Origin of the sequence: Sulfitobacter alexandrii (assembly GCF_001886735.1) — a bacterium.
Taxonomy (GTDB): domain Bacteria; phylum Pseudomonadota; class Alphaproteobacteria; order Rhodobacterales; family Rhodobacteraceae; genus Sulfitobacter; species Sulfitobacter alexandrii.
The window spans coordinates 1,278,321-1,303,788 of record NZ_CP018076.1 but is presented as its reverse complement, the minus strand read 5'-3'; the positions used below and the strand labels follow the sequence as shown (position 1 = coordinate 1,303,788).

22 protein-coding genes are annotated in these 25,468 nt (G+C 67.6%); 4 read left to right on the top strand and 18 right to left on the bottom strand.

All coding sequences use genetic code 11. From position 1 onward, the window contains the following. Positions 1 to 8 precede the first annotated feature (8 nt). Positions 9 to 353 (top strand): DUF427 domain-containing protein, encoded by a 345-nt coding sequence (locus BOO69_RS06320; protein ID WP_071971305.1) that lies wholly within the window; start codon positions 9 to 11, stop codon positions 351 to 353. 6 nt (positions 354 to 359) lie between these two features. On the opposite strand, the gene BOO69_RS06315 is transcribed toward BOO69_RS06320, so the two are convergent. Then, on the bottom strand, positions 360 to 1,256 hold the full coding sequence (locus BOO69_RS06315; protein ID WP_071971304.1) for a LysR family transcriptional regulator: 897 nt from the start codon (positions 1,254 to 1,256) through the stop codon (positions 360 to 362). 99 nt (positions 1,257 to 1,355) lie between these two features. Here BOO69_RS06315 and BOO69_RS06310 point away from each other — a divergent pair, with 99 nt between their 5' ends. Together BOO69_RS06310 and BOO69_RS06305 are read left to right on the top strand one after the other, a co-directional pair. Continuing rightward, positions 1,356 to 2,915 (top strand): proton-conducting transporter transmembrane domain-containing protein, encoded by a 1,560-nt coding sequence (locus BOO69_RS06310; protein ID WP_216637009.1) that lies wholly within the window; start codon positions 1,356 to 1,358, stop codon positions 2,913 to 2,915. Further along, positions 2,912 to 5,281, top strand: a complete 2,370-nt coding sequence (locus BOO69_RS06305; protein WP_071971302.1) for a YbcC family protein — start codon at positions 2,912 to 2,914, stop codon at positions 5,279 to 5,281. Before BOO69_RS06310 ends, BOO69_RS06305 begins: the two co-directional genes overlap by 4 nt. A gap of 80 nt (positions 5,282 to 5,361) precedes the next feature. On the opposite strand, the gene BOO69_RS06300 is transcribed toward BOO69_RS06305, so the two are convergent. The 17 genes from BOO69_RS06300 to BOO69_RS06220 form a co-directional block, all read right to left on the bottom strand. Then, the gene (locus BOO69_RS06300) at positions 5,362 to 6,390 is read right to left on the bottom strand and encodes a calcium-binding protein (protein ID WP_071971300.1); all 1,029 of its coding nucleotides are present in this window, start codon (positions 6,388 to 6,390) and stop codon (positions 5,362 to 5,364) included. Positions 6,391 to 6,542: 152 nt separating this feature from the next. Then, the gene (locus tag BOO69_RS06295) at positions 6,543 to 8,228 is read right to left on the bottom strand and encodes a chloride channel protein (RefSeq protein ID WP_071973679.1); all 1,686 of its coding nucleotides are present in this window, start codon (positions 8,226 to 8,228) and stop codon (positions 6,543 to 6,545) included. A gap of 88 nt (positions 8,229 to 8,316) precedes the next feature. After that, a complete protein-coding gene (recN, locus tag BOO69_RS06290) occupies positions 8,317 to 9,966 on the bottom strand; it encodes a DNA repair protein RecN (protein ID WP_071971298.1) in 1,650 nt (549 codons plus the stop codon). 38 nt (positions 9,967 to 10,004) lie between these two features. Next, positions 10,005 to 10,874, bottom strand: coding sequence for an outer membrane protein assembly factor BamD (locus BOO69_RS06285; RefSeq protein WP_071971295.1), 870 nt, complete (start codon positions 10,872 to 10,874; stop codon positions 10,005 to 10,007). Positions 10,875 to 11,089: 215 nt separating this feature from the next. Continuing rightward, the gene (gene lpxC, locus BOO69_RS06280; protein ID WP_071973678.1) at positions 11,090 to 12,010 is read right to left on the bottom strand and encodes a UDP-3-O-acyl-N-acetylglucosamine deacetylase; all 921 of its coding nucleotides are present in this window, start codon (positions 12,008 to 12,010) and stop codon (positions 11,090 to 11,092) included. 206 nt (positions 12,011 to 12,216) lie between these two features. Then, complete coding sequence (gene ftsZ, locus BOO69_RS06275; protein WP_071971293.1) at positions 12,217 to 13,866, bottom strand: cell division protein FtsZ; 1,650 nt, start codon at positions 13,864 to 13,866, stop codon at positions 12,217 to 12,219. A 175-nt stretch (positions 13,867 to 14,041) separates the two neighbouring features. Further along, entirely contained in the window at positions 14,042 to 15,376 is a 1,335-nt protein-coding gene (ftsA, locus tag BOO69_RS06270) for a cell division protein FtsA (RefSeq protein ID WP_172839504.1), read from the bottom strand. Between the two features lie 30 nt (positions 15,377 to 15,406). Beyond that, positions 15,407 to 16,291: a cell division protein FtsQ/DivIB gene (locus tag BOO69_RS06265; RefSeq protein ID WP_071971291.1), complete on the bottom strand. Its 885-nt coding sequence runs from the start codon at positions 16,289 to 16,291 to the stop codon at positions 15,407 to 15,409. Continuing rightward, positions 16,279 to 17,196 (bottom strand): D-alanine--D-alanine ligase, encoded by a 918-nt coding sequence (locus BOO69_RS06260; RefSeq protein ID WP_071971290.1) that lies wholly within the window; start codon positions 17,194 to 17,196, stop codon positions 16,279 to 16,281. The genes BOO69_RS06265 and BOO69_RS06260 overlap by 13 nt, the downstream gene beginning before the upstream one ends. Before the next feature lie 69 nt (positions 17,197 to 17,265). Further along, positions 17,266 to 18,213 (bottom strand): UDP-N-acetylmuramate dehydrogenase, encoded by a 948-nt coding sequence (murB, locus tag BOO69_RS06255; RefSeq protein ID WP_071971284.1) that lies wholly within the window; start codon positions 18,211 to 18,213, stop codon positions 17,266 to 17,268. A 52-nt stretch (positions 18,214 to 18,265) separates the two neighbouring features. After that, positions 18,266 to 18,559, bottom strand: coding sequence for a hypothetical protein (locus BOO69_RS06250; RefSeq protein ID WP_071971282.1), 294 nt, complete (start codon positions 18,557 to 18,559; stop codon positions 18,266 to 18,268). Continuing rightward, positions 18,556 to 18,828, bottom strand: a complete 273-nt coding sequence (locus BOO69_RS06245) for a DUF2484 family protein (protein WP_071971280.1) — start codon at positions 18,826 to 18,828, stop codon at positions 18,556 to 18,558. The genes BOO69_RS06250 and BOO69_RS06245 overlap by 4 nt, the downstream gene beginning before the upstream one ends. Beyond that, a complete protein-coding gene (locus tag BOO69_RS06240; protein WP_071971278.1) occupies positions 18,825 to 19,076 on the bottom strand; it encodes a DUF2484 family protein in 252 nt (83 codons plus the stop codon). The genes BOO69_RS06245 and BOO69_RS06240 overlap by 4 nt, the downstream gene beginning before the upstream one ends. 115 nt (positions 19,077 to 19,191) lie before the next feature. After that, entirely contained in the window at positions 19,192 to 20,613 is a 1,422-nt protein-coding gene (gene murC / locus BOO69_RS06235) for a UDP-N-acetylmuramate--L-alanine ligase (RefSeq protein WP_071971276.1), read from the bottom strand. Continuing rightward, positions 20,610 to 21,710, bottom strand: a complete 1,101-nt coding sequence (locus BOO69_RS06230) for a UDP-N-acetylglucosamine--N-acetylmuramyl-(pentapeptide) pyrophosphoryl-undecaprenol N-acetylglucosamine transferase (protein ID WP_071971274.1) — start codon at positions 21,708 to 21,710, stop codon at positions 20,610 to 20,612. The genes murC and BOO69_RS06230 overlap by 4 nt, the downstream gene beginning before the upstream one ends. A gap of 26 nt (positions 21,711 to 21,736) precedes the next feature. Next, complete coding sequence (ftsW, locus tag BOO69_RS06225; RefSeq protein WP_071971272.1) at positions 21,737 to 22,906, bottom strand: putative lipid II flippase FtsW; 1,170 nt, start codon at positions 22,904 to 22,906, stop codon at positions 21,737 to 21,739. Between the two features lie 109 nt (positions 22,907 to 23,015). Continuing rightward, the gene (locus BOO69_RS06220) at positions 23,016 to 23,960 is read right to left on the bottom strand and encodes a phytanoyl-CoA dioxygenase family protein (RefSeq protein ID WP_071971270.1); all 945 of its coding nucleotides are present in this window, start codon (positions 23,958 to 23,960) and stop codon (positions 23,016 to 23,018) included. 296 nt (positions 23,961 to 24,256) lie between these two features. Here BOO69_RS06220 and BOO69_RS06215 point away from each other — a divergent pair, with 296 nt between their 5' ends. Then, positions 24,257 to 25,444: a BaiN/RdsA family NAD(P)/FAD-dependent oxidoreductase gene (locus BOO69_RS06215; RefSeq protein ID WP_071971268.1), complete on the top strand. Its 1,188-nt coding sequence runs from the start codon at positions 24,257 to 24,259 to the stop codon at positions 25,442 to 25,444. Positions 25,445 to 25,468: the final 24 nt, after the last annotated feature.

Below are 25,468 nucleotides of genomic sequence, written 5' to 3'. Positions count from 1 at the left end.
GGGAGAGCATGGCAGACCATATCAAGATCACCAAGGCAGAAGGCACCTGGAGCGTTCGGGCGGGCGGCGCCGTGCTGGGCGAGAGCAACAATGCCCTTGAACTGGCCGAAGGCGACTACGATCCCGTGATCTACTTCCCGCGCGAGGACATCGCGATGGCCTTCCTCGACCGGACGGACCATAGCTCCCACTGCCCCCACAAGGGCGATGCGGCCTATTATTCCGTCGTGACCAAGAGCCGTACACTGGAAAACGCGGTCTGGTCCTACGAGGATCCCAAGCAGGACGTGGCCGAGATCAAGGATCACCTTGCCTTCTATCCGCTGGATGAAATCACCGTCGAACGGATCTGACCGGCGTCAGCCGACCGTCGATGCGGCGCGCCCGGACGGTTCCGGGCGCGGGGCCAGCAGCCTTTCGATCAGGGGATGGGGAAAACTGCGCGGGGCGGTCACCGCGTAGAAACTTTCCACGATATCAAGCGGAAAGGGCGCGCTGAACAGCATGCCCTGCGCCAGTTCGTCCGCCAGCACCACGGCGGGCGTGATGGCCAGCCCCACGTCGTTGCGCGCCAGCAGACGAACCATCGCCATGTCGTCCACCGTCGCCGCGATCCGGGGCGTGACCCCCAGGCGCGACACGAGGCTGTCGAATCCGGTCCGGATCGAGCTTTCGGTGGGCACGATGACCGGCTCGGTGCTCAGCAGGTCCGCCAAGGTGTCATGGGCCACGCGCGCGGCCGTGCCGTGCAGCCCCACCGGCTGTTCCGCGATCCGATGCGCCACGAGGTCGGGGAAACTGTCACGCGGCGGCGGATCGGTCAGCAGCACAACGTCCAGCGCGAGGTCTTCCAGCGCGCGCAACAGCGTCCCGCTGCCGCCGGACGACAGGACCAGTTCGGCCCCCTCCGACAGCGCCGGCTGCAGGAACCGCAGTTGGAAATTGCGTGACAACGTCGACAGCGCACCGACCCTGAGCGGCGCGCCGGTCGCGCCTGCTCCGATCAGGGTGCCGACCAGATCGTCGCCCACATCGAAGATGCGCTCCGCGTGATCCAGCGCGATGCGCCCCGCTTCGGTCAGGGTCATGCTGCGCCCCCCGCGGTCGAACAGGGCGTGCCCCAGCCGGTCCTCCAGTGTCCGTATCTGCGTGGACAGCGCCGATTGCGACAGGTTCAGCCGCTCCGCCGCGCGGGTCAGGTTCCCTTCGAGGGCGACCTCGTAGAAGTACCGCAGGTGGTGATAGTTCAGGCGCATATCGTTCTGTTTATATGAACGAAATGTTCATAACAATGTATTTTTCTTCATGACACACGTCTTCTAGATCGTCCGGAGTTCCAGCCTCGGAGGATTTCGATGACGTTCCTGCCCCTTCTCGCCCCGCTTCTCATGGCCGTCTCGGCCCTTGCGATGCATCTTGCGCCACCGCCGCGCGGCCACTGGCGCCTGCGCCTGCCCGAGCTTGCCGCGCTCGCGGCGCTTCTCGTCGGTCTGCTGGGGGCCCTGCGCCTCGCGATCCTCGGCCCGTCGACCGGCGCGCTCATCGGCGTCGGCACCTTCGGTCTCTCGCAGCGGATCGACATCGTCAGCGTGGCGATGACGCTGACCGTCGCCTTCGTCGGGTGGATCGTGCTCCGGTTCTCCCGCGTCGCCCTCGACGGCGAAGCGCGCCAGCCCGCGTTCCTAGGCTGGATGGCCGCGACCGTCGGCTGCGTCCTGCTGCTGGTCGGTGCCGGCAACCTCGTCCAGCTCGCCATCGGCTGGGTCGCCACCGGGACGACCCTGCACAGGCTGCTCCTGCACTACCCCGACCGCGTGCGCGCCCAACGGGCAGCCCGCAAGAAGGCGCGGAGCGCCATCGTCGCCAGCGTCGCGCTGGTCCTCGCCTGCGGGGTGCTGATCGCCTGCGCCGGCACCGGTGACATCGCCGCACTCAACGCGCAGGCCCGCGCAGGGTCAGGTGCGGATCTGCTCTGGGCAGCGGCGCTGCTGCTGGCCATTGCGGCGATCTTCAAATCTGCGCTGATCCCGACCCACGGGTGGCTCACCGAAGTCATGGAAGCCCCCACGCCCGTCTCGGCCCTGCTGCACGCCGGCGTCGTGAACGCGGGCGGCTTCCTTCTGATTCGGTTCGCCGACGTGCTTCTGGCCGCGCCCGGCGTGCTGGCGGCCCTGGCGCTGGTCGGCGGTTTCAGCGCGCTCCTCGGCGCTTCGGTGGCGCTGACCCAACCGGCGGTCAAGACCGCGCTTGCCTGGTCCACCTGCGCACAGATGGGTTTCATGGTGCTCCAGTGCGGGCTGGCCCTGTTTCCGCTGGCCCTGCTGCACATCGTCGCCCATTCGCTCTACAAGGCCCACGCCTTCCTCGCCTCTGGCGGGGCGGTGGGCGAAGTGTCGTCGATCCGCCGTCCGGGGCCGATCGCGGTGCCGCATCTCGGGGCCGTGGCCCGCGCCTTCGGCATCGCGCTGGCCTTGTACGTGGTCGTCGGTCTCGCCTTCGGCCTGCCCTCCAAATCGCCGCAGGCCGCGGCGCTCGGGGCGATCCTGATCTTCGGCGTCGTCTACCTGATCGCCCAGGGCATGGCCGGTCTCGCCCCTCGCGCGCTGGCGTGGCGCACGGTCGGCCTGTCGATCGCGGCGACCGTCGCCTACTTCGCCCTGCAGGAAATGGCGAGCCTCGCCGCAGCCGGCACCCTGCCGCCCCCGCCCGCGCCCGACGGACTGGTCTGGGCGGCGATCACGCTGGCCGTGGTCAGCTTCGCGGTCGCCGCGGTGGCGCAGTCGACCTTCCCCCTTTGGGCCGATCATCCCGCGGCCATGGGCCTGCGGGTCCATCTGATGAACGGCCTCTATCTCAACGCAATGTCGGACCGGATTTCCGGCCGGTGGACCCTCAAGACCGGAGAAATGCAATGAAGACCCACATCACCTGGCCGGGCCAGACCCTTCGCTTCTTCGCAGCGGCGGAAGACGCCATGCAACAGTTGCCCCCCGCCTTTCCGCTCGAAGCCACCGTGGCGGTCAATCCGTGGCTGGGTCAGACGCGCGAAGACCGGACCATTGCCGCGGCAAGGATGAAGCTGGTCGGCGGCGGGAACATGTTCCTCGCGCGGGAGACGGTGTCGGAGCGCCTGAAATCAGGCCGGATCACCGACATGGACCTGCAGGAGGCCGCCACCGCACACGGGATCGCGGCGCAATCCCTGCGCGACGCGCTGGACCGGGCAGGCGACACTGCGCGCCCCCTGCCCACCGTGGCCGGGATCGCGGCGAACGACACGGGCATCGACTGGCCCGCGCTGGTCGAAGACCGCATCAGCCACTGGGCCGGGGCGCATTTCGACCAGGGCCAGGCCTTCTGGCCCGCGCCCCGCGTCGGCGCCTGGGCGTCATGGCAGGCGCAGGCAAGTCGCGACCTCACGCCCGCCATCGCCGGTTTCGCGGGCTTTGCGCAGGAGGTGCAGGCGCTGCCCACGGACGCCCGTACCGCCTTTGCCGAGGCCTGCGAGACGCTGGACCTCCCCGCCGAAGCGGCGCCGCTCTACTTTCACCGGCTGCTGATGACACTGCCGGGATGGAGCCAATACGCCCGGCACCTGTCCTGGATCGCGGAACGGGACGGCACGCGCGATGCGACGCTCTTCGAGCTTCTGACCATTCGCCTCGCGTGGGAGGCCGCGCTGCACGCCCGGTTGGGCCCGTCGGGCACCGCGGCATGGCAGGCGGCAAAGACGCGCTATGCCCAGCCCGTGCACGCCGATGAAGACACGCTGATCGACGCGGCGCTTCAGGACGCCGTCGACCGCAGCGCGGAACGCGAGCTTGCGGAAACGCTGTCGACATCCGCCCTTCCCCAGCCGGACACCCGGTCCGAGATCCAGGCGGCCTTCTGCATCGACGTCCGGTCGGAGCGGCTGAGGCGCGCGTTGGAAGCCGCCGACCACGGCATCCGGACCATCGGCTTCGCGGGCTTCTTCGGCCTGCCGGTGGCGCACCGGGCCTATGCCTCGGACATCGTCGAGGCGCGGGCGCCGATCCTGCTGAACCCCGGCATCGAAACCCGTGGCGGCGCCGGCGACCCGGCAGAGACCGCCGAAAGGGTGCGGCTGCGCGCCGTGCGGGCCTGGGGCCGGTTCAAGCGCGCGGCGGTTTCCGCCTTCGCCTTCGTGGAGGCCGCCGGGCCGCTCTACGTCGGGAAGCTGTTGCGCGATGCGCTGGGGATCGCGGGCCGGGCGGCCCATGCGCCCGCCCCGACGCTCGATCTTCCGTTGTCGGAACGGGTCGCGGCAGCCGAGAACATCCTGCGCGCCATGTCCCTGACGCGGGATTTAGCGCCGCTGGTGCTGCTGTGCGGGCACGGGGCGACGGTCACCAACGCGCCCCATGCCAGCGCCCTGCAGTGCGGCGCCTGCGGCGGTCACGCGGGCGACGTGAACGCGCGGCTTCTGGCGGCCCTCCTGAACGACCGGCAGGTGCGTCAGGGGCTCGCCGACCGGCAGATCGCGGTGCCCGAGGATACGCAGTTCGTCGCCGGTCTGCACGATACGGTGTCCGACGCGGTACACCTTTATGCAGACACCGTGCCGGAGAGCCACCTGGCGTCACTGCGCCGGCTCGAGACGGCCCTCGCGAGGGCCGGACTGGTGGCGCGGACCGAGCGCGCGGGCACGATCCCGCGGGGAACGCCCGCGTCGCTCGCCCGCCGGGGCCACGACTGGTCCGAGGTGCGCCCGGAATGGGGTCTGGCCGGGTGTCGCGGTTTCATCGCCGCACCCCGCGCCCGCACCCTTGGCCATGATCTCGGCGGGCAGGTGTTCCTGCATGACTACGACTGGACGCAGGACAAGGACGCCGCAACGCTCGACCTGATCCTGACCGCGCCGGTAGTCGTGGCGAGCTGGATCGCGTTGCAGTACCACGGCGCGACCGTCGCGCCCGAGATGTTCGGCGCCGGCAACAAGCTGCTGCACAACGTGGTCGGGGGCATCGGTGTCCTCGAAGGCAACGGCGGGCCGCTGCGGGCCGGGCTGCCATGGCAGTCGGTCAACGACGGCGACGCGCCGCGCCACCTGCCCAGCCGCCTGATCGTCGTCGTCGATGCCCCCGAAGAGATGATCTCGGGTGTGCTCGACCGGCAGCCGCAGGTCCGCGCGCTGTTCGACAACGGCTGGCTGGCCCTGTTCACGATGGACGGCACGGGTGGACTGGGGCGCCGGTACCGGGGCGGCACCTGGACGGCGCGAGACGCTGCCGGCGCGGATGAACTGGCCAGTGCCGCCTAAAGCCCCGGCACCGGTCCCTGCATGACGACGAACGGCGCGGGATGTCCCGCGCCGTTCTGCCTTTGTCAGGTGATCGCCGCTCAGGCCGCGGGCGGAACCGGCGCGGCGGGAACGTTCGGCGGCGTGGGCAACGGCAGCGGGTCGGAGACCTGCATGACATTCGCCAGCCAGTTCGTGTTCGACGCCAGCGCCGAGGCATTCGTGTTCTGCAATATCGCGCAGACCACGCCGTCAAAGACCACCTCGGTGTCGGTGCCGTTGGCCGCCGCGCGGATGTCGAGACGGCTGTCGTCGGCCTCGATGCTCAGCGGGTCACCCTGGCTTTCGGCCAGGACCAGCACGTCCTCCTCCGGGTCGAAATCGGTGACCACGACCGCCGCCTCGCCGGGCTGATCGAACCCGAGCGCCTCGATGATGTCGGCCCCGGCGCCGCCGGTGACGATGTCGCCGTCGTTGGCGCGGATCAGGTCGTTGTTGTTGCCGCCGTCCAGCACGTCCGGCGCCTCGTCCGTGAGGCCGGGAATCTCGGTGCCGTTGGTGGGCGTCCGGTAGCCGATGAGCGTGTCCTGCCCCGCGCCGCCGAGGATCGTATCCGCACCCAGCCCGCCTTCCAGCAGGTCGTTGCCCAACTGTCCGGCGATGAAATCGTCGCCGCGGCCGCCAAAGATGGTGTCGCCCTGTCCGCCGCCGGTCAGGCTGTCGTCGCCGCCGTCGCCAAAGATCGAATCCGCTCCGAAGCCGCCATTGATGGTGTCGTTCTCCTCGCGGCCCCTCAGGGTGTCATTGCCCTGCCGCCCGTCGATCACGTCGTCACCACCGCCCGCGTTGATGCTGTCGTCCCCGGCGGACCCGTCCAGCGTGTCGTCGCCGCCATAGCCGTTCAGGACGTCATCGCCGGCGCCCGCACGAAACAGGTCGTCCCCGCCCGTGCCGATATAGACGTCGTCGCCCGACGTGCCTTCGGTCACCGGAAGGTCAGGCTCCTGCGGCGTCTCCGGCTCCTGCGGGGTTTCCGGTGTCTCGGTCACCGGATCATCGTCGTTGTTGTCGTTGATAATGGCCCCGATGAGCCCCAAACCAATAAGGGGAAGAAGGAAATAGGCGAGCATGGCAGACCGCTCCTTAAATTTGACATATTTCCGAGATTAGGAATTTATTAACGAATTGAGGAAGTCAAAAAATGCCGGCGCGGCCGGATATTTGCGCCGATTCGGAAACAGTCGCGCCGCCTTTGCCGTAACTGTCCTGCAAGATGAAACGCTTAGCTGTGTTCTTCGGCCGCCGTGGCCGCCAGCGCCCGATTGTACGCTTTCAGCGCATCGACGTGAAAAAGCGCCCCCAGCAACTCGGCGTTGGTACCGGCGGATAGCGTTACAACCGGGATGAACCGCACGCCCGTGTTCTCGAAGATCGGCAGCGCCGATTCGAGCGTCGCCGTCGCGTCGATGTAGGTCCCCTCGTCGATGAGCTGCCAGCACTCTTCGGCGCTCGCGGCATGGGTGTCGTCAGGTCGCCGCATGACCCGTGCCGCCGTGAACATGGACAGAAGATAGGCCTGCGGCCCCGCCGCCAGATGGATGCCCCGCCGTTCGATCTGGGTCAGGAAGAAACTGCGGTCCACCAGACGGCTTCCCAGCGCGGTCGACATGCTCACCGCCACCATCACGGCAAGACCGGTCTGCCAGTCGCCCGTCATCTCGAACACGATCAGCGTGGTCGAGATCGGTGCGCCCAGCACGGCCGCCGCGACCGCCCCCATGCCCGCCAGCGCGTAAAGCGTCGAGGATCCGGATACATCCGGAAACACCCCCGTGGCGATGAGCCCGAACCCCAGACCGGTCAGCGCCCCGATCATCAGCGAGGGCGAAAACACCCCGCCGCCCATGCGCCCGCCCAGCGTGATCGCCACCGCCGCCACCTTGAGCATGGTAAAGACGATCACCTCGTTCAGCACCAGCGACCCGGTCAGCGCCCGCGACGTGGTCTCGTACCCCACGCCGATGATATGCGGAAACCACAGGGCGATCACGCCCAGCAGCCCGCCCGCCACCATCGGGCGCAGCCACCGGGGCAACCGGGTGCGGGCCTGCAGGTAGTTGCCGAAATCCTCCGCCCAGAAGATGCTGCGCATCAGCGCCACCGCCACCAGCCCGCAGGTCAGCCCCAGCAGCAGGAAGGCGGGCAGTTCGACATAGAATTGCAGATCGCCGTAGGTCGGCAGGGCGAATTCCGTCACGCCGCCGAACTCCAGCCGGTTGATCACCGTGCCCGCCGCCGAGGCGATGACGATCGGGGCAAAGGCATGGACGGCGAAATGGCGCAGCACCACTTCGAGCGCGAACAGGGCACCGGCGATCGGGGCGTTGAAACTGGCCGAGACCGCCGCCGCGACCGCGCAACCCAACAGGTCGCGGCCGTTGACGCCGTCGGCATGGATCAACCGGCTGATCTTGGTCGAGATCACCGCCGCCAGATGCACCACCGGCCCTTCCCGCCCGGACGACCCCCCGGTGCTGAGAGTGATCCACGACGCGACGGCCGAGGCGATTCCGGCGCGTGTCTCCACCCGCCCCTCGTGCAGCGCGGACCCGACGATCACGTCCGCCACAGACCGCGCCCGCGCGTCATGCGTGAAATGGTGCAGGATGATCCCCACGATCAGGCCGCCGATGGCCGGGATCATCACGACCCAGTACCACTCCAGCCCCGACAGGAAGCTGTGCAGCGTGTTCACGTCGTCGGTCCCGTAAAGGGTGGATTGCAGCCAGTTGATGCCCTTGCGGAAGAACAGCGCCGCGAACCCCGCCGCGATGCCGATCACCAGCGCGATGAACCAGAACTGGATCTTGCCCGGCCCCTGCGACTTGAGCACCCGCCATCCCTGACGACAGGCGTCGGTGGCATCGCTGATCTGCCCGGCGACAAAGGATCTGTCCGCTTCGCTCATCGGGTCCGCCGCCCCCGCGCCATTCCCCTTGTCCGGCTCCGGGCGGCGGTGCGCCGCCCCCGCGGCGTCAGGGTGCCACGCGACAGCCTCATCCCGCCAGCAGGGCCTCTGCCGCCGCACGGGCCGCATCGGTCACCTGGTCGCCCGACAGCATCCGCGCCACCTCGTCCACCCGCTCCGGCGGGCTCAGCGGCACGACGGTTGATGTGGTCATGCCCTTGTTCACCGCCTTGGCGACGCGCCAGTGATGCGCGCCGAGGGCCGCCACCTGCGGCGAATGGGTCACCACCAGCACCTGCCCGTCCGCCGCGAGCGCCGACAGCCGCCGGCCCACGGCATCGGCCGTCGCCCCGCCGACCCCTCGGTCGATCTCGTCGAAGATCAGCGTCAGTCCGGACTGGCCCTGCGTCAGGCACACCTTCAAGGCCAGCAGGAACCGGCTGAGCTCGCCCCCGGAGGCGATCTTGCCCAGAGGGCCCGCCGGGGCGCCGGGATTGGTCGCCACGGTAAAGGACACCGCGTCGTGCCCCTCGGGGCCGGGGTCTTCGGGCTCGATCCGGGTCTCGAAGACCGCCCGCTCCATCTTGAGCGGGGCGAGTTCCGCGGTGACCGCCTTGTCCAGCTTGCGCGCCGCGGTGGCCCGTGCGGCGCTCAACGCCTCCGCCGCGGCGGCATAGGCCGCCTCCGCATCGCGCACCGCTTTTTCCAGGTCCGCCTGGGCCGCCTCCCCCGCGTCCAGCGCGTCCAGCTTCGCGCGCAGGGTTTCCGCGAAGCCTGCCAGATCGTCGGGCGCCACGTCGTGCTTGCGCGCCAGCGCCCGGATCGCGAACAGCCGCTCTTCCGTTTCTTCCAGTTCCAGCGGGTTGAAGGACATGCCGTCGATCGCATCCGCCACGCCCGACATCGCCTCGTCCAGTTCGACCATCGCGCGGTTGAGCGCGGCCATCGGCGCTTCCAGCGCCCCCTCGGCCCGTGCCGCCGCCCCGTCCAGCCAGCGCAAGGCGTCGCCCAGTGCCCGCTCCGCCCCGTTCTGGCCCATGATCTCGTAGGCGTTCACCACGTCCGCTCGGATCTTCTCGGCGCTTTGCATCAGGCGCCGGCGGGTGTCCAGCGCCGCTTCCTCGCCCTCCTGCGGGTCCAGCTTGTCCAGCTCTGTGACCGCGTGGCGCAGGAATTCCTCTTCCGCCGCGATCTCCGCCCGCTCCCGCGCCGCCCGCTCCGCCGCCTTGCGCGCCGCCGACAGCGCGGCCCACGCGCTGCGGGTCCGGGCCAGCGCCGCCGCGTTGCCCGCGAAATCGTCAAGGATCGCCCGGTGACCCCGCGGGTTCAGCAGGCCCCGGTCGTCGTGCTGGCCATGCAGCTCGACCAGCGTGTCCGACAGGGCGCGCAGCACCTCGCCCGAACAGCGGCGGTCGTTCACCCATGATGTCTTGCGCCCGTCCGAGGTGTTGATCCGCCGCAGGATCAGCTCGTCCCCGCCGGGCAATCCCGCTTCTTCCAGCACGCGGTGGGCCGGGTGGCCGGGCGGCAGGTCGAACCATGCGGTCACTTCGCCCTGCTCCGCCCCTTGCCGGACGAGGTCCGCACGCCCGCGCCAGCCCAGCACGAAACCCAGACTGTCCAGCAGGATCGACTTGCCCGCCCCGGTTTCGCCCGTCAGCACGTTCAGACCCGGCTGAAAGCCGAGCTCCAGCCGATCGATGATCAGCATGTCAGAAATGTCGAGTCCGCGCAGCATGACAGCTTTCCGATGGGCCGGGCCTCAGCCCGCCCCGCTTACAACCACTCGCCCTTGATCGTCTGGCGGTAGATCGCACCCAGCCAGTTGTTCTTGTAGAACGCCGGCTGCAGGCCCTGCCCGGTCAGAAGCTTGTAGCTGTCCTCGTACCACTCGCTGCCCTGGAAGTTGTGACCGAGGATCGCGCCCGCGGTCTGCGCTTCCCGCGTCAGGCCCAGCGACAGATAGGCCTCCACGAGGCGATGAAGGGCCTCGGCGGTATGGGTGGTGGTCTGGAAGTCCTCGACCACGACGCGGAACCGGTTGATCGCCGCCGTATAGTGGTTGCGCCGCAGGTAGTAGCGGCCGATCTCCATTTCCTTGCCGGCAAGGTGATCGAAGGCAAGGTCGAATTTCAGGATCGACGCCTTGGCATATTCGCTGTCGGGATAACGTTCGATGACATCACGAAGGGACTGAAGCGCCTGAAAGGTCAGCCCCTGGTCGCGACCGACTTCGTCGATCTGGTCATAGTAGCTGAGTGCCAGCAGATACTGGGCATAGGCCGCGTCGTCGTCATCGGGGTAGAAATCGATGAACCGCTGCGCGGCGGACCGGCTGTTGGGATAGTCTTGGTCCTGGTGATAGGAAAACGCCTGCATGATCAGCGCGCGCTTCGCCCATTCGGAATAGGGATAAAGCCGCTCGATCTCGGCGAAATAGAACGCCGCTTCCTGCGGTTGCCGGCGGTTCAGTTCGAACTCGCCCCGCTCGAAGATCTGCTCCGCCGAATAGGTTTCGAGCGGGATTTCCTGCGGGTTGAAGAAGTTCTTGGTGAACCGTCCGGTGTCCTGGTTGCCACACGCCCCGAGGGCAGCGACGACAAGGACCGTTCCGATCATCCGCTTGCGCGATATCGTCCGAGACATGCGTTTCCCCCTTCGTCCGGTCCTGCCCATGGCCTTGCGACCCCTGTTGAGCCTCTGACTACCACAATATTTTGCGCGGCAAAACTTGCATTACGCGCTTTGTAGCATGGTGACGTCCGAATGCGTGAACGCGACCGCGCCAGATGGCTTTGCATCGGGAATACAGCGCCTTGCGGCGTGTTTCAATGGGTGTAAAGCGATACCGCCGCGCCCGCTCAGGCGACCTGCGGGATCTCGTCCCAGACAAGGCCCGAACCGGGCAGACGCGCGGTCATCAGTGGGTCGCATTTGACCAGCCGAACGGCATCCGGCGTCGCGAAAAGCGCGCGCAGCAGCGTGTTGGTCAGCGAATGGCCCGCGCGGTAGCCGGTGTAATGGCCCAGCAGCGGCGCCCCCGCGAGGGCGAGGTCTCCCAGCGCGTCCAGCATCTTGTGCCGCACCGGCTCGTCCGCATGGCGCAGGCCGCCCGGCGTCAGGATGGTGTCCCCGTCCACGACAACCGCGTTCTCCGCGGTGCCGCCCAGGGCCAGACCGTTGGCGCGCATGGCCTCGACGTCCGCGCGACGGCAGAATGTCCGGCTGTCGCACAGCTCGCGGGCGAAGGATCCGTTGTTCATGACAAGGGTTTTCTTCTGGTGGCCGATGGCGGCATCCTGAAAATCGATCTCGAAATCGATCCGCAGCGTGTCGGACGGTGCGAGGGTCGCCCGCGCTTCGCCGTCGGTGACCGTCACTTCCTTGAGCACTTCAAAGGCCATTACCGGCGCGGCCAGCACGCGGATGCCGCGCTGCATGAAGCCGCGCACGAACTGCACCGCCGACCCGTCGAGGATCGGCACTTCGGGGCCATCAATCTCGATCAGCGCGTTGTGGATGCCACAGCCCGCCAGGGCGGCCATGACATGTTCAACGGTCGACACATGCAGACCGGCGGCGTTTTCCAGCTTGGTGCACAGCGGAGAGCGGTTCACCGCATCCCACCGCGCCGGGATCAGCCGGTCACCCAGAGAGATGTCCGTCCTTTTGAACCAGATGCCATGATGCGCGCTGGCGGGATTCACGGTAACCGTGGCCGGCGCACCGGAATGCAGGCCATGACCGCCGAAGGAAATCGGGGATTTGATGGTGGTTTGCACGGGCTCGTCCTCAGGGTTCATAGATCGTTGTCTAAGTTGAACCCAGAGTTAAGGGCGGGGTTCGTTTCACTCAACTCAATCTTTGCAACCGACTGAAACATGTCTGTCACAAATGCGCACGATCGCGCCCGACCGGCCGCAACTCCCTGTTCACAAATGAAAAAGGCCGCCCAAAGGCGGCCTTTCCCGTTCGAATATGTGAGGTCTCAGTTTGCCTGACGGCGCAGGAACGCGGGAATTTCGATGCGTTCCTGGTCCGGATCGGCCTCCTGCGAGGGCTGCGGCGCGGCAGATGCGCTGCGCTGCGGCGTGTGCTGGACGGGCGGCTGCTGGCGCACCGGGCGGTGCTGCGGCTGCGCCTGGCTGTCGCTTTCGCCATGGCCGGTCATGCGGTTGATCAGCGAATTGATGCCAAAGCGCGGTTTGTCCTGACCGCCCTGCGCGGCGTGCTGCGGACGCGCCTGCTGCGCTGCCGGACGCGCCTGTTCGGGATTGGCCTTCTGCGCTGCGGCGCGCAGACGTGCCAGCGCCTCGGGAGACGGCGTGCCCGGTGCGGGCGCGCGGGGCGCCACGTAGGCTTCCGGCTCCACTTCGGCCTCGATGCTGTCGTCTTCCTGACGCGGCTCGAAGGCGGCGACCTGCGGCTGGTACGCGGGCGGCGGCAGATCGTCCGTCTCCTGCGCAGTGTCCTCGGCAAAGATGTCCTCTGCCTGCTCCTCGGCGGCGGCACGCTGCACGTCCATGTCCTCGAACAGAGGCTTCTGGCTGTCCTGCTGCGTGGAGGCGGCGACGGCTGCCGCGGCGGGCGCCGGCGCTTCCTCGGTCACGGTCTGCGGCTTGAGCGGCTGGCTCATGGACCGGCGCGGCACCGGGATGTCGGTGTTCACGTCGGTCGCGTCGATGCCGGTGGCCACCACGCTCACGCGCATCACGCCGCCCATGCCCTCGTCCATGGTCGAGCCGACGATGATGTTGGCTTCCGGGTCCACTTCCTCGCGGATGCGGTTGGCGGCCTCGTCCAGTTCGAAGAGGGTCAGGTCGGCACCGCCGGTGATGTTGATGAGAACGCCCTTCGCACCGCGCAGGCTGATCTCGTCCAGCAGCGGGTTGGCGATGGCCTTCTCGGCGGCCTGGATGGCGCGATCTTCGCCCTCGGCCTCGCCGGTGCCCATCATCGCCTTGCCCATCTCGTCCATCACGGCGCGCACGTCGGCGAAGTCGAGGTTGATGAGACCCGGACGCACCATCAGGTCGGTCACGCCCTTGACGCCCTGGTACAGAACGTCATCGGCCATCGAAAATGCCTCGGTGAAGGTCGTCTTCTCGTTCGCGAGCCGGAACAGGTTCTGGTTCGGGATAATGATGAGCGTATCGACGACCTTCTGCAGCGCCTCGACGCCGTCCTCGGCCTGGCGCATCCGCTTGGCGCCCTCGAACTGGAACGGCTTGGTCACGACGCCCACGGTTAGCACGCCCAGCTCACGCGCGGCCTGGGCGATGATCGGGGCCGCGCCCGTGCCGGTGCCGCCGCCCATGCCTGCGGTGATGAAGCACATGTGCGCACCGGCGAGGTGATCGACGATCTGTTCGATTGATTCTTCGGCCGCCGCGGCACCGACAGAGGCCCGCGCACCCGCGCCCAGCCCTTCGGTCACCTTGATTCCCAGCTGAACCTTGTTCTCCGCACGGGCCTGCTGCAACGCCTGCGCGTCGGTGTTGGCCACGACGAAATCGACGCCATCCAGTTGTTTTTCGATCATATTATTGACCGCGTTACCACCGGCGCCGCCCACACCAAAGACGGTGATACGGGGTTTCAGATCGTCCTGTCCGGGCAATGAAAGGTTCAGTGTCATGTGCTGTCCGCCTGTTTTTTAGCCCACGTCCCATGAGCGCTTCGTCGTCGAGATTTCAGGAAAGCTTAACGGTTTGCTGCCGCATCGTCACCTACAAAACACCATAATTACGCAATATATGGGCAGATTCTTGCTGATTTTGCCCGCATGTCGGTGACCCCACTCCATATTGCGATCACCAGTTGTCCCTGAACCATTTCACGGCGCGTTTCAGCGACCGCGCCGGGTAGCGATCGGCCGGAATGTCGAAGTCCCACCATTCGTCCTGCGGATGCGCCGCGAACAGGGACAGGCCCACCGCGCTGGCAAAGCCGGGGCCGGTGGCGGCCTGCGGCAGGCCATGGACACGCAGCGGACGCCCCAGGCGCACCTGCTGGCCAAGGATCTTGGACGCCAGCCCGTCGAGTCCGGGGATCTGGCTGCCCCCGCCGGTCAGCACGATCTGCTGGCTGGGCAGGTGATCGAACCCGGCCGCGTCCAGCCGCACCCGGACCTCCTCGAGGATCTCTTCCACCCGAGGCCGCATGATGCCGATCAGCTCCGCCCGGCTGGCGGTGCGCCGGTCGTGTTCGTAATCGCCGGTCTCGCCGCCGATCTCGATCATCTCGCGGTCGTCCATCCCGGTGGCATGCACCCCGCCGTAGAAGGTCTTGATGCGTTCCGCGTTCGCGGTGGGCACCTGAAGCCCCATGGAAATGTCCGATGTCACGTGATCGCCGCCCATCCGTACGGAATCGGCATAGATCATGTGCTTCTTGATAAAGATCGACACCCCGGTCGATCCGCCGCCCATGTCGATGCAGGCGGCACCAAGCTCCTGTTCGTCCTCAACCAGCGACGAGATGCCCGACACGTAGGCGGAGTTCGCGATCCCCGCGAGTTCGAGGTCACAGCGCTTGATGCAATGCGCAAGGTGCTGCACGGCGGCGGCATCCACCGTCAGCATGTGCATGTCCACCGACAGCGTGTTGCCCAGCTGTCCGCGCGGGTCGATCAGGCCCGACCGGTGGTCGAGCGCAAAGTTCACGGGCTGCGCGTGCAGCACCTCGCGATCCTCGCCGTATTCCGGAACGTCACAGTTCGCCAGCACCTGCGCCACGTCCTGCTCCGTGACGGACTGGCCGTCGAGTTCGATCTGCGCGTCGAGCCCGTAACTGCGGGGCTCGGCGCCCGAGAAACAGGCGATCACGTGATCGACGCGGATGCCCGCCATCTTCTGCGCCGCCTGAAGCGCGGTGCGGATCGCCCGCTCCGTCTCGCTCATGACGCAGATCTCGCCGAACCTGACCCCGCGCGACCGCGTCGTCGCCGCCCCGATGACGCGGAAGCCCGACTGCCCCGCGAGAGAGCCGATCTCGCCCTCGTCACCCAGTTCGCCGCTGCCGTCGAACCGCAGCACGAGGCAGGCGATCTTCGACGTGCCCACGTCGAGAATGGCCACGACCCCCCTCTGCATCGCGATCCGGCGCATGTTCCGCATCGAGCGTTGACTGTCGTAAAGGTCCATCATCGTGTCACTGCCTTGTGATATGGCCGGGCTCTAGCGTCCCGTGCTCTGTTTTATGTTCCACCACGCTTCGGTGGCTTCTTCTGTCAGCCTGACCGTGGGGCGCTCCGACAGCCGCATGTCCACGCGGGACACGTCGCGGGTCAGCACCTCCTGCGCGCCTTGCAACGCGATCACGCGCTCCAGCGCCGGCAGGGCGTCGTACTCGGGCAGAAGGATGCGCTGATCCCGGTCCAGCACCACGTCCCAGCGACGGGCCCCCATCCGCACCAGCCCGCGCACCCGTCCGGCGATCGGCTCGGTCGCCTTGATGAGGGTCAGCGCCTCGGGCACGTGGCGCGCAGCACCCTCGCCCGCGATCAGCGGAAGGTCCGGGCGCTCGGCCCGGCCGGCGATGCGCGCGACCGGCGCGCCGCCCTCGTCCACCAGTGTCAGCCCTTCCGCGTTGCGCCAGACCGCCACCGGCACGCGCGGCATCACCACCACCTGCAGAACGCCGCCCGGCTTAATCCGCACGCTGGCGTTCTTGACACTGTTCAGACCCTTGATCGTGTCGCGCACCTGCTCGAGATCCAGATCGAAGGAACTGAGCGGGAACTCGATCGGCACGGCGGCGCGGATCTCGGCGGACAGCGCGTCCTCGGCACCGTCGATGGCCATCAGCTTGACCATGAATTCGGGGCGTTCCTCGATCGCACGGCGGGCATCCGCGACCGCCTCGACGATCTGGGTGCGCCGGGCATCATCCGCGAGGTAGATCGTGCCGGCCATCAGGGTCAGGCAGAACGGCACGCCCGCGCGCAGCATCAGCCGGAAGCCGGGCGTCAGCATGAGGCGCTGAATACGCCATGCCCAGCGGGACGGCGCGGGATCGGCCTTGACCGCCGTCTGCCTGTTGCGACGGATCAGCGATCGCATGAGGCGTCCTCCACCATCCACGCGCAAAGCTCGGGAAAGGATATGCCGCAGGACTGGGCCTGCTCGGGCGACAGCGAGGTGGCGGTCATGCCCGGCTGGGTGTTCGTCTCCAGCAGGATCAGCCCGTCGGCGCCGCGCGCCTCGTCCCAGCGGAAGTCCGTCCGGCTGATGCCCCGGCACCCCAGCGCCGCGTGCGCGCGCAGCGCGTAGTCGAGGCACAGGTCGAATATGTCGGAAGGAATGTCGGCGGGCACCACGTGGGTCGATCCGCCCGCCTTGTACTTGGCGTCGTAATCGTACCAGCCGGTGGTGATGATGTCGGTGACGGTCAGCGCCCGGTCGCCCATGACCGTGGTGGTCAGCTCGCGCCCCGGCGCGTAGGTCTCGACCATCACGTGCTCGGGCATGGCGTCGTCCAACTGCGGCGGACCGTTGTTCTCCTCGTTCACGAGGTAGACGCCCACCGACGATCCCTCGTTGTTCGGCTTTACCACGTAGGGCGGCGCCATGACATGGTGCGCCATCACCTCGGCCTTGCAGCGGATGAAGCTGTCGACCACCGGCAGCCCGACGCGGCGATAGACATCCTTGCTGCGCTGCTTGTCCATGGCCAGCGCGGAGGACAGCACGCCGGAATGGCTGTAGGGAATGCCCATCCATTCGAGCAGGCCCTGCACGCAGCCGTCTTCGCCCCAGCGACCATGCAGGCAATTCAGAACGGCATCGGGAGAGAGATCGGCCAGCACGGCACACAGGTCGCGGCCCGCGTCGACCTCGACCACCTTGTATCCGCCATGTTCCCGCAGTGCAGCGGCGCAAGCGCGCCCCGATGAAAGCGACACCTCGCGCTCGGCCGAGAGTCCGCCCAATAGTACCGCCACTGTCGGGTTTGTCCTGCTCGACATACCCACTGAAGTGCCTTTGTCCCGGGCCATTTTCGGCCCATTGTTATTATGGTGTTCGCCGTTTTCGGCTTATGCCTCTGCGTCCGGCCCGTCCACGAAATCACCGACCCGCATGATTTCCCATTCTAGCGTGATCCCGCTGGAATCGTAAACCTTTTTTCGCACCTGTTCGCCAAGGTTTTCGAGGTCGGCGGCGCTCGCGTCCTGCGCGTTGATGAGAAAGTTGGAATGCTTCGGGCTCATCTGTGCCCCGCCCAGCCGGGCACCGCGCATTCCGGCATCGTCGATGACCTTCCAGGCCTTCAGCTCGTGCGTGTCGTCCGCCTGCCCGGTGCTGGAAAAGCCCGCCGGGTTGCGGAAGGTGCTCCCTGCGGACCGGTCTTTGGTCGGTTGGGTCTCGTCCCGCCGGGCGAGCTGCTTCTCCATGCGCGCGTGCAGTTCTTCCGGAACGCCCCGTGGCGGCGCAAAGACGGCGCCGACGATCACCGCGCCCTCGTCGAGGTCGCTCTGCCGGTAGCGGAAATTCAGGTCTTCCGCCGTGAGGGTGACGATCTCGCCCCGTCGCGTCACCGCCTGCGCGCTGACGAAATGATCCGCCGTGTAGCTGCCATAGCAGCCCGCATTCATCCGCACCGCACCGCCGATACTGCCCGGAATGGTGCGCAGGAACGTCAGGTCGAACCCCGCGTCCGCCGCCTTGCGGGCCACGTGGGCGTCCAGCGCGGCGGCGCCGGCGATCACGTGGTCGCCGCTGATCTCGATCGCGTTGAACCCCCGCCCGAGCCGGATCACCACCGCGCGCAGGCCACCGTCCCGGACGATCAGGTTGGATCCGACACCCATGGGGAACACCGTCGCGTCGTCGGGCAGCGCCGCGAGGAAGTCGCGCAGATCGTCGAGGTCGGCTGGCTGGAACAGGTGATCCGCCGGACCACCGACGCGCAGCCAGGTCAGGTCTCGCAGCGCGCGTTGCGCCGTCAGCTTGCCGCGCACGGCCGGAAGGTCGGTTTTGCTCATGGCATCGGAGTAGCCGCAATGTCCGCAGCCGTCAAACGGCCCGCACGCGGGGTCAGACGGTGCTGTCGTCCACCCGGCTGGCCCGGAACTGCCGCACCACCCGGCCGACGAGCCATCCCGCGCCGAAGGCGCAAAGCCCGTAGAGCGTCAGCGCCGCCTGCGCTATCAGCGCGTTGCCCTCCAGCGGCCGCGCGTCCAGATGCAGCGTCATCCAGAGCATGTTCAACGCCAGCCCCAGCACCAGAACGCCGGCAAAACCCAGCAGCCTGACGCGGTAGCCCTGCACGGCGCAGGCCAGCATCCACGCCGCGAGAATCGCCACGAGCACGGCGATGGTCCCGGTCATTCGGCAGGCCCCCTCACATCCATGTCCCGCCCGCCGCGGCGCAACCAGCGCATCAGGTAGATCACCGGCCAGCGCAGCACCGAACATCCGCCCGCCAGCACCAGCAACCCGACCCAGGGACCATGCTGCATGGTGACGTAGCCGAGGATCGGGATGCCGATGGCGATCAGGATGTAGGCATTGCGCCAGTGGTGATCCCGGCTGGGGGTCATCGCGATCACGTTGGCGGCCAGCGCCCACAGGCAGGCAAGGACCAGCGATGGGGTCACCGGGGAACCTCGAATTCCTGCCCGCGCAGGCGCGCCACCAGATACCGCAGCGGGTTGCGGTACATCGAGACGAAGGCGGCCAGCGCCAGCATGCCCATGAACCAGCCCACGTGCGCGACGATCGCCACGATCAGCACCGGCGCCGCCATCAGCAGCGCCACACCCGGCACGTACTGCTGCCGCATGGGCAGCATCGCCACCGCAGCCGAAGCCAGCACCCAAAGAACGGAAACCCATAATAGCGTCATGCCCGCTGCTCCTTCCTCTTCCTCGTGTCGTCGCCCGCTTGTCGGGGCGTTCCGATCAGCCGGCGGGCGGGTTGAACCACGCCGGCGCGGCAGAATTATGGCCCCGGCGCCCGTTTCAGGCCGCGGCGCCCTTGAGCGCCTGCAGCTTATCGGGCAGCGCATTGGCCCAGGCGCTGATGGTCCCGGCGCCAAGGCAGACCACCATGTCGCCCGGTCCCGCCTGTTCGCGCACCAGCCGCAGCAGGTCGTCCTCGCCCTGTACCGCGCGGGCGTGGCGATGGCCGTGCCGGATCAGGCCCGCCACCAGCCCGTCGCGGTCCGCCCCCTCGATCGGGTCTTCTCCCGCGGCATAGACATCGGCGATCCCCACCACGTCGGCATCGTTGAAGCAGGCGCAGAACTCGTCGAAGTGATGGCTCAGCCGGGTGTAGCGGTGCGGCTGGTGCACGGCGATCACCCGCCCCTCGGTCGCCTGCCGCGCGGCCTTCAGGACCGCCGCGATCTCGACCGGGTGGTGGCCGTAGTCGTCGATGATGGTCACCCCGTCCACTTCGCCCACCTTGGTGAAGCGCCGGTTCACGCCGCCGAAGCTCTTCAGCGCCGCGCGGATCTCGTCCCGCTTCATCCCCAGATGCCGGGCCACCGCCACCGCGCTCAGCGCGTTGGACACGTTGTGGTCACCCGGCATCGGCAGTTCGCAGCCTTCGATCACCGTGTCCTCGGCCTGAAGGTGGATGTCGAAATGCGCGATCCCCGCCTTGTAGGTCAGGTTGCGCGCCCGGACGTCCGCCTGCGCGTTGAAGCCATAGGTGACGACCCGGCGGTCGGTGATCTTGCCCACCAGCTTCTGCACCTCGTCGTGGTCGGTGCAGCAGACCGCCAGCCCGTAGAAGGGGATGTTCGACACGAAGTCGAGGAAGCCCTGCCGCAACCGGTCGAAATCGCCCCAGTGCTCCATGTGCTCGGGGTCGATGTTGGTCACGATGGCGATGGTGGCGGGCAGGCGGTTGAACGTCCCGTCGCTCTCGTCCGCCTCGACCACCATCCATTCGCCCTGCCCCATCCGCGCGTTGGAGCCGTAGGCGTGGATGATCCCGCCGTTCACAACCGTGGGATCGATCCCGCCCTTGACCAGCAGTTCCGCGACCATCGTAGTCGTCGTCGTCTTGCCGTGGGTGCCCGCGACCGCGATATTGGACTTCAGCCGCATCAGTTCGCCCAGCATCTCGGCCCGCCGGACGATGGGCAGCCCCTTGAGCCGTGCGGCGTCCAGTTCCGCGTTGCCCTTCTTGATCGCCGAGGAAATGACGACGACCTCGGCGCCCTCGATGTTCTCGGCACGCTGCCCTTCAAAGATCGTGGCGCCAAAATCGGCCAGCCGGTCGGTGATCTTGCTCGCCTTCAGGTCGGAGCCCTGAACGCGGTAGCCGTGGTTGATCAGCACTTCCGCGATGCCAGACATGCCGATACCGCCGATGCCGACGAAATGGATCGGGCCCACATCCGTGGGCAGTTTGGTGGCTGCTGCTGCGTTCATCTGCGTTTTCCTTCCTGCGCCAGGGTTTCGACCATCTGCGCCAGCGCCTCCGCTGCCTCGGGCTTGCCCACGGCATGGGCCGCCCGCGACATCTGCAAGGCCGCGTCGGGCTGTTCGAGAATGCTTTGGATCTGCTCGGCAAGGGCGTCGGTGCTGAGCTTGCTTTCGGGGATCATGACCGCCGCGCCCGCCTCCACCAGTCCCCGCGCGTTGGCGGTCTGGTGGTCGCCCGTCGCGGCGGCAAAGGGGATCAGGATCGACGGCCGGCCGATCACCGAGATGTCCGCGACCGAGGACGCGCCGGATCGGCTGATGACCAGTTGCGCCTCCGACATCCGGCGTGGCACGTCGTCGAAGAAAGGCTGCACATCCGCCGCGATGGCGTTCTCGGCGTAGAAGTCCGCGACCCGCTGGCCGTCCTCCTCGCGGGCCTGATGGCTCACGCGGATGTTCCTGAGCATGGCAAGCGGCAACGCCGCGAGCGCGGCAGGCACCACGTCGCTGAGGATCCGCGCGCCCTGCGAGCCGCCCATCACGAGGATCTCCATCGGATAGTCGCCCGGCGGGATGTAACCCGCCCCCGCCCGGTCCAGCACCGCGCTGCGCACGGGATTGCCCACGTGCACGCCCTCGACCCCGTCGGGCAGGTCGGTCGGCCACGTGCCGCAGGCCATCGCATCCACCCGGCGCGCGAAAAGCGTGTTGACCCGCCCCAGCACGCCGTTCTGTTCATGTATCATGCGCGGCACGCGCAGCAGCGTCGCCGCCGAGAGCGCCGGAATGCTCGGATAGCCGCCGAAGCCGACGACCACCGCGGGCCGGTCGCGCATCATCCGCACCGCCGCACCCAGCGCCCCTGCCCCGATCCGCAGCGGCACCATGGCCTTGGCCAGCGGGCCGCCCCGCGCGAAAGTGGCCGAACTGACCTGCTGGATGTCGACCTCGGACGGGAATCCGCTGGTATAGCGCGCACCCCGCGCGTCGGTGGACAGGCGCACCCGCCAGCCGCGCGCCAGCATCACCTCCGCCAGCGCCTGCGCGGGGAACATGTGCCCCCCGGTGCCGCCGGCTGCGATGATCAACAAGGGTGCGGTCATGGTGTCCTCCGTCCGGCGGCGCGGGGCTAGCGGCCCCGGCCCCGGCCAAGAATGTCGGAAATCTCGCCCTGCGGACGGCTGCGGGTAAAGGCCAGCAGCATGCCCACGGCGATGCCCGAGGCGATCACCGACGACCCGCCGTAGCTGACGAAAGGCAGCGTCATCCCCTTGGCCGGCAGCAGCCGTACCGCCACCCCCATGTTTATCATGGCCTGAACGCCGAAGATACAGGCAAGGCCCGTCCCAGCGAGCCGGATGAAGGGGTCGCGTTCCCGCACGAGACGCAGGAGCGACCGCACGACAATTCCGGTGTAAAGCGCGATGATGCACAGCACCAGCACCAGCCCGTATTCCTCGGCCGCCACCGCGATGATGAAATCGGTATGGGCGTCGGGAAGCGACCACTTCACCTCGCCCTCACCCACGCCGACGCCAAAGAACCCGCCCTCGATGATGGCGTTGGTGGCATAGCCAAGCTGCGTGGTCGGATCGACGTCCGGGCTCAGGAACCCGTCGATCCGCCGCGCGAAGTGCTCGGAGTTGGAATAGGCGAAACTGCCGGCCATCACCACCAGCCCCGCCATGCCCACCAGCAGGGTCATCGGGGCCCCGGCGACGAAATACATTACGCCCCAGCCGAAAAGCACGAGGCAGGCCTGCCCGAAGTCCGGCTGCAGCGCCAGCATCAGCACGATCGACATGCACAGCGCAAAGGACCACGCCTTGCCCGGCGGACCGTTGATTTCCACGCTCGCCGCCATCAGCCACGCCGTCACCACGATGAAACCGGGCTTGAGGAACTCGGACGGCTGCACACTGGCGAAGCCCAGCGAATACCACCGCGTAGCACCCTTGCCGAAATCGGTGCCGAGAAAGGGCAGCAGGGCAAGTGCCACGAAGGCGCCGATGAAACCGATGACGGCGAGACGCCGCACCACGACGGGCGACATCATGGAGGTCACCACCATCGCGACGATCGCGAGCCCGCCGAAGAACGCCTGACGCTGAACGTAGTGGAAAGGATCAAAGCCGTTCTTGGCCGCCAGCGGCGGTGACGCGGCAAGGCCCAGCAACATGCCGACGGCGAACAGCATCAGGACGCAGGACAATGCCCAGCGATCGACGGTACGCCACCATTTCGGAACAATCGGCTCGCCTTCCCGAACGGGAACCGCGCCATAGACCATCTCTGTCATGGATACACTGCCTCAGACTGCCTCTTGCCCCTCTTTTGCCGGGGGCGTTCGGATCAGTATAGCAGCAGTTCGATCCGGTGGGAAGCGTTCTGCACCCACCGGATCGCGTTCAGTCGACCAATCTACCCGAAATCGGCCGGATCGCTTCCGGCGTCTCGCGGTTGGCGAGGAAATCCGGGCGCGGCGCCGATGCCGCGAAGGGCGCGGTCACGGCGTTGGACATCGCGTTGTAGACGAAAAACGCATTCGCGCGGGGATCGGGCGTGATGTTGCCGTTGGACCCGTGCAGGGTGTTGCACTCGAAGAAGATCACCGTGCCGGTGTCCCCCTCGGCCGAGGCGATACCACCTGCGTCGCGCGCCAGCCGGTCGATCGTACCGGGCTGCGGCACCCCGACCTTCTGTTCCTTCAGCGAGGTCTCGTGGTTGTCCTTCGGCGTCTCGCCGGCACAGCTGATGAAAACGCCCTGCGATCCGGGCACCAGCAGCAGCGGCCCGTTGTGCGGACCGTTCGGCGTCAGCAGCACCGAAGCCGATACGGCGCGCATCCGCGGCATCCCGTCCTCGGCGTGCCATGTCTCGAAATCCGAGTGCCAGTAGAACTCCTTGCCGGCAAAGCCCGGTTTGTAGTTCAGGCGCGACTGGTGCAGGTACACCCGGTCGCCGAGAAGGAACTCGGCCACGCCAGCCAGACGATGATCGCAGGCCAGACGGCGGAATGCCTCGGAATGCTGGTCAAGGCGAAATACGGTGCGCACGGCATCGCTGTCCGGCTCGCGGATCAGGTCGGCGTCCGGAACGTCACCGCCGCCCTCGCGCAGAAGATCGGCCGTCTCGGTCAGCATCTTCAGCTCGTCCGCATCGAAAAGGTCGCGCCGCACGAGATAGCCGTTCTCGGCATAATGCTCGGCTTCCGCCTTGGCGATCGGCGCGTCGTCGGACCACTCGGACCACAGCACCGGGTCCTTGCGCCTGCTCAGCCGTTCCTCGCCGGGCAGCCGGGTCGGATACTCGTCCTGAGTGGTCAGCATGTCGGGTCTTGTCTGGATGTTCATGTGACTCCTCCAATGTCTTGAGTTGCGACATTCCAACGCGGCGTTTCCAGCCCGCGTTCCATGGCCCGACCCCGCCGGCAAAGGCGCGGACGGCGCCTGCCCTGCGTCCGGACGCTCTGTCATGGCTTTCGCGCGGATACGGGCGCCGAAAAAAATTTCCCGGAGGGCGGGAAGACGCCATCAAGAACCCGCTCGCTTGGAACTGGCGCACGCCGCCGGCGGGGCAAGGCGACCTCACGCCGGGTTGATCCCGGCCCGCGCTTGACCGGCGCGCGCAAAGCGGGCATGGCCCGCGCATGGACGTCACCACCCTGATCCTCGGCGCCGGGGCCGCCGGCATGATGTGCGCGGCCCACGCAGGGCCCGGCACGCTTGTCGTGGATCACGGCAAGGCGCCGGGCGAAAAGATCCGCATCTCGGGCGGCGGGCGGTGCAATTTCACCAACATGCACACCGGGCCCGCGAACTTTCTCGGCCAGAACCCGCATTTCGCCAAGTCCGCCCTCAGCCGCTATACCCAGTGGGATTTCATCGATCTGGTCGCGCGGCACGGCATCACCTGGCACGAGAAAACCCTCGGCCAGTTGTTCTGCGACGGGAAATCGCCCCAGATCATCCAAATGCTGCGCGACGAGATGACGGCGGCCGGGGCCGACCTCTGGCTGCGCACGACCGTGGGCGAGATCACCCACGACGGCAGCCGGTTCGCGGTCACGCTCGACCGCGAGGGCGCGCGCCGGATCGTCAGGGCGCGCAACCTCGTGGTGGCCACCGGCGGCAAGTCGATCCCCGCGATGGGCGCGACCGGCCTCGCCTACGACATCGCCCGCCAGTTCGGCCACGCCGTGACCGACACGCGCCCGGCACTCGTCCCGCTGACCTTCTCCGACCAGAGGTTCGCGCCGATCTCGGGTGTCGCCGCGCCCGCGCGTGTCACGGCCGGCGGCACGGCCTTCGACGAGGCGGTGCTGTTCACCCATCGCGGCCTGTCCGGTCCCGCCATCCTTCAGGCCTCGTCCTACTGGCGCGAGGGCGACACCCTCTCCCTCGACCTCGATCCGGGCGACAGCCTGCTGACGACCCTGCGCGCGCAACGCCAGACAGAGGGCCGGCGCGCCATTTCGACCGAACTGGGCCGCCACCTGCCCGCAAGGCTGGTGGATCACCTTGCCCCCGCGCTTGGCCTGTCGGGCAACCTCGCGGACCAGTCAGACGCCCGCCTCGCCGAGATCACCCAAGCCCTGCGCCAGTGGCATCTCAAGCCGACCGGCTCCGAGGGCTACCGAACCGCCGAGGTCACGCTGGGCGGGGTCGCCACCGATCGCATCTCCTCCGGCACCATGCAAAGCCGCGATGTGCCCGGCCTGCATTTCATCGGTGAAGCGCTGGATGTCACGGGCTGGCTGGGCGGCTACAATTTCCAATGGGCATGGTCCTCCGCCGTCGCCTGCGGGAACGCCATCGCCACATCGGCAAAGGGTTAATGTTTTACTAACGAAAACAGGACG

Coding starts and splice junctions, on each gene's coding strand:
- BOO69_RS06320 (WP_071971305.1), top strand. CDS start 9: ATGGCAGACCATATCAAGATCACCAAGGCAGAAGGCACCTGGAGCGTT.
- BOO69_RS06315 (WP_071971304.1), bottom strand. CDS start 1,256: ATGCGCCTGAACTATCACCACCTGCGGTACTTCTACGAGGTCGCCCTC.
- BOO69_RS06310 (WP_216637009.1), top strand. CDS start 1,356: ATGACGTTCCTGCCCCTTCTCGCCCCGCTTCTCATGGCCGTCTCGGCC.
- BOO69_RS06305 (WP_071971302.1), top strand. CDS start 2,912: ATGAAGACCCACATCACCTGGCCGGGCCAGACCCTTCGCTTCTTCGCA.
- BOO69_RS06300 (WP_071971300.1), bottom strand. CDS start 6,390: ATGCTCGCCTATTTCCTTCTTCCCCTTATTGGTTTGGGGCTCATCGGG.
- BOO69_RS06295 (WP_071973679.1), bottom strand. CDS start 8,228: ATGAGCGAAGCGGACAGATCCTTTGTCGCCGGGCAGATCAGCGATGCC.
- recN (WP_071971298.1), bottom strand. CDS start 9,966: ATGCTGCGCGGACTCGACATTTCTGACATGCTGATCATCGATCGGCTG.
- BOO69_RS06285 (WP_071971295.1), bottom strand. CDS start 10,874: ATGTCTCGGACGATATCGCGCAAGCGGATGATCGGAACGGTCCTTGTC.
- ftsZ (WP_071971293.1), bottom strand. CDS start 13,866: ATGACACTGAACCTTTCATTGCCCGGACAGGACGATCTGAAACCCCGT.
- ftsA (WP_172839504.1), bottom strand. CDS start 15,376: ATGATGGACCTTTACGACAGTCAACGCTCGATGCGGAACATGCGCCGG.
- BOO69_RS06265 (WP_071971291.1), bottom strand. CDS start 16,291: ATGCGATCGCTGATCCGTCGCAACAGGCAGACGGCGGTCAAGGCCGAT.
- BOO69_RS06260 (WP_071971290.1), bottom strand. CDS start 17,196: ATGTCGAGCAGGACAAACCCGACAGTGGCGGTACTATTGGGCGGACTC.
- murB (WP_071971284.1), bottom strand. CDS start 18,213: ATGAGCAAAACCGACCTTCCGGCCGTGCGCGGCAAGCTGACGGCGCAA.
- BOO69_RS06250 (WP_071971282.1), bottom strand. CDS start 18,559: ATGACCGGGACCATCGCCGTGCTCGTGGCGATTCTCGCGGCGTGGATG.
- BOO69_RS06240 (WP_071971278.1), bottom strand. CDS start 19,076: ATGACGCTATTATGGGTTTCCGTTCTTTGGGTGCTGGCTTCGGCTGCG.
- murC (WP_071971276.1), bottom strand. CDS start 20,613: ATGAACGCAGCAGCAGCCACCAAACTGCCCACGGATGTGGGCCCGATC.
- BOO69_RS06230 (WP_071971274.1), bottom strand. CDS start 21,710: ATGACCGCACCCTTGTTGATCATCGCAGCCGGCGGCACCGGGGGGCAC.
- ftsW (WP_071971272.1), bottom strand. CDS start 22,906: ATGACAGAGATGGTCTATGGCGCGGTTCCCGTTCGGGAAGGCGAGCCG.
- BOO69_RS06220 (WP_071971270.1), bottom strand. CDS start 23,960: ATGAACATCCAGACAAGACCCGACATGCTGACCACTCAGGACGAGTAT.
- BOO69_RS06215 (WP_071971268.1), top strand. CDS start 24,257: ATGGACGTCACCACCCTGATCCTCGGCGCCGGGGCCGCCGGCATGATG.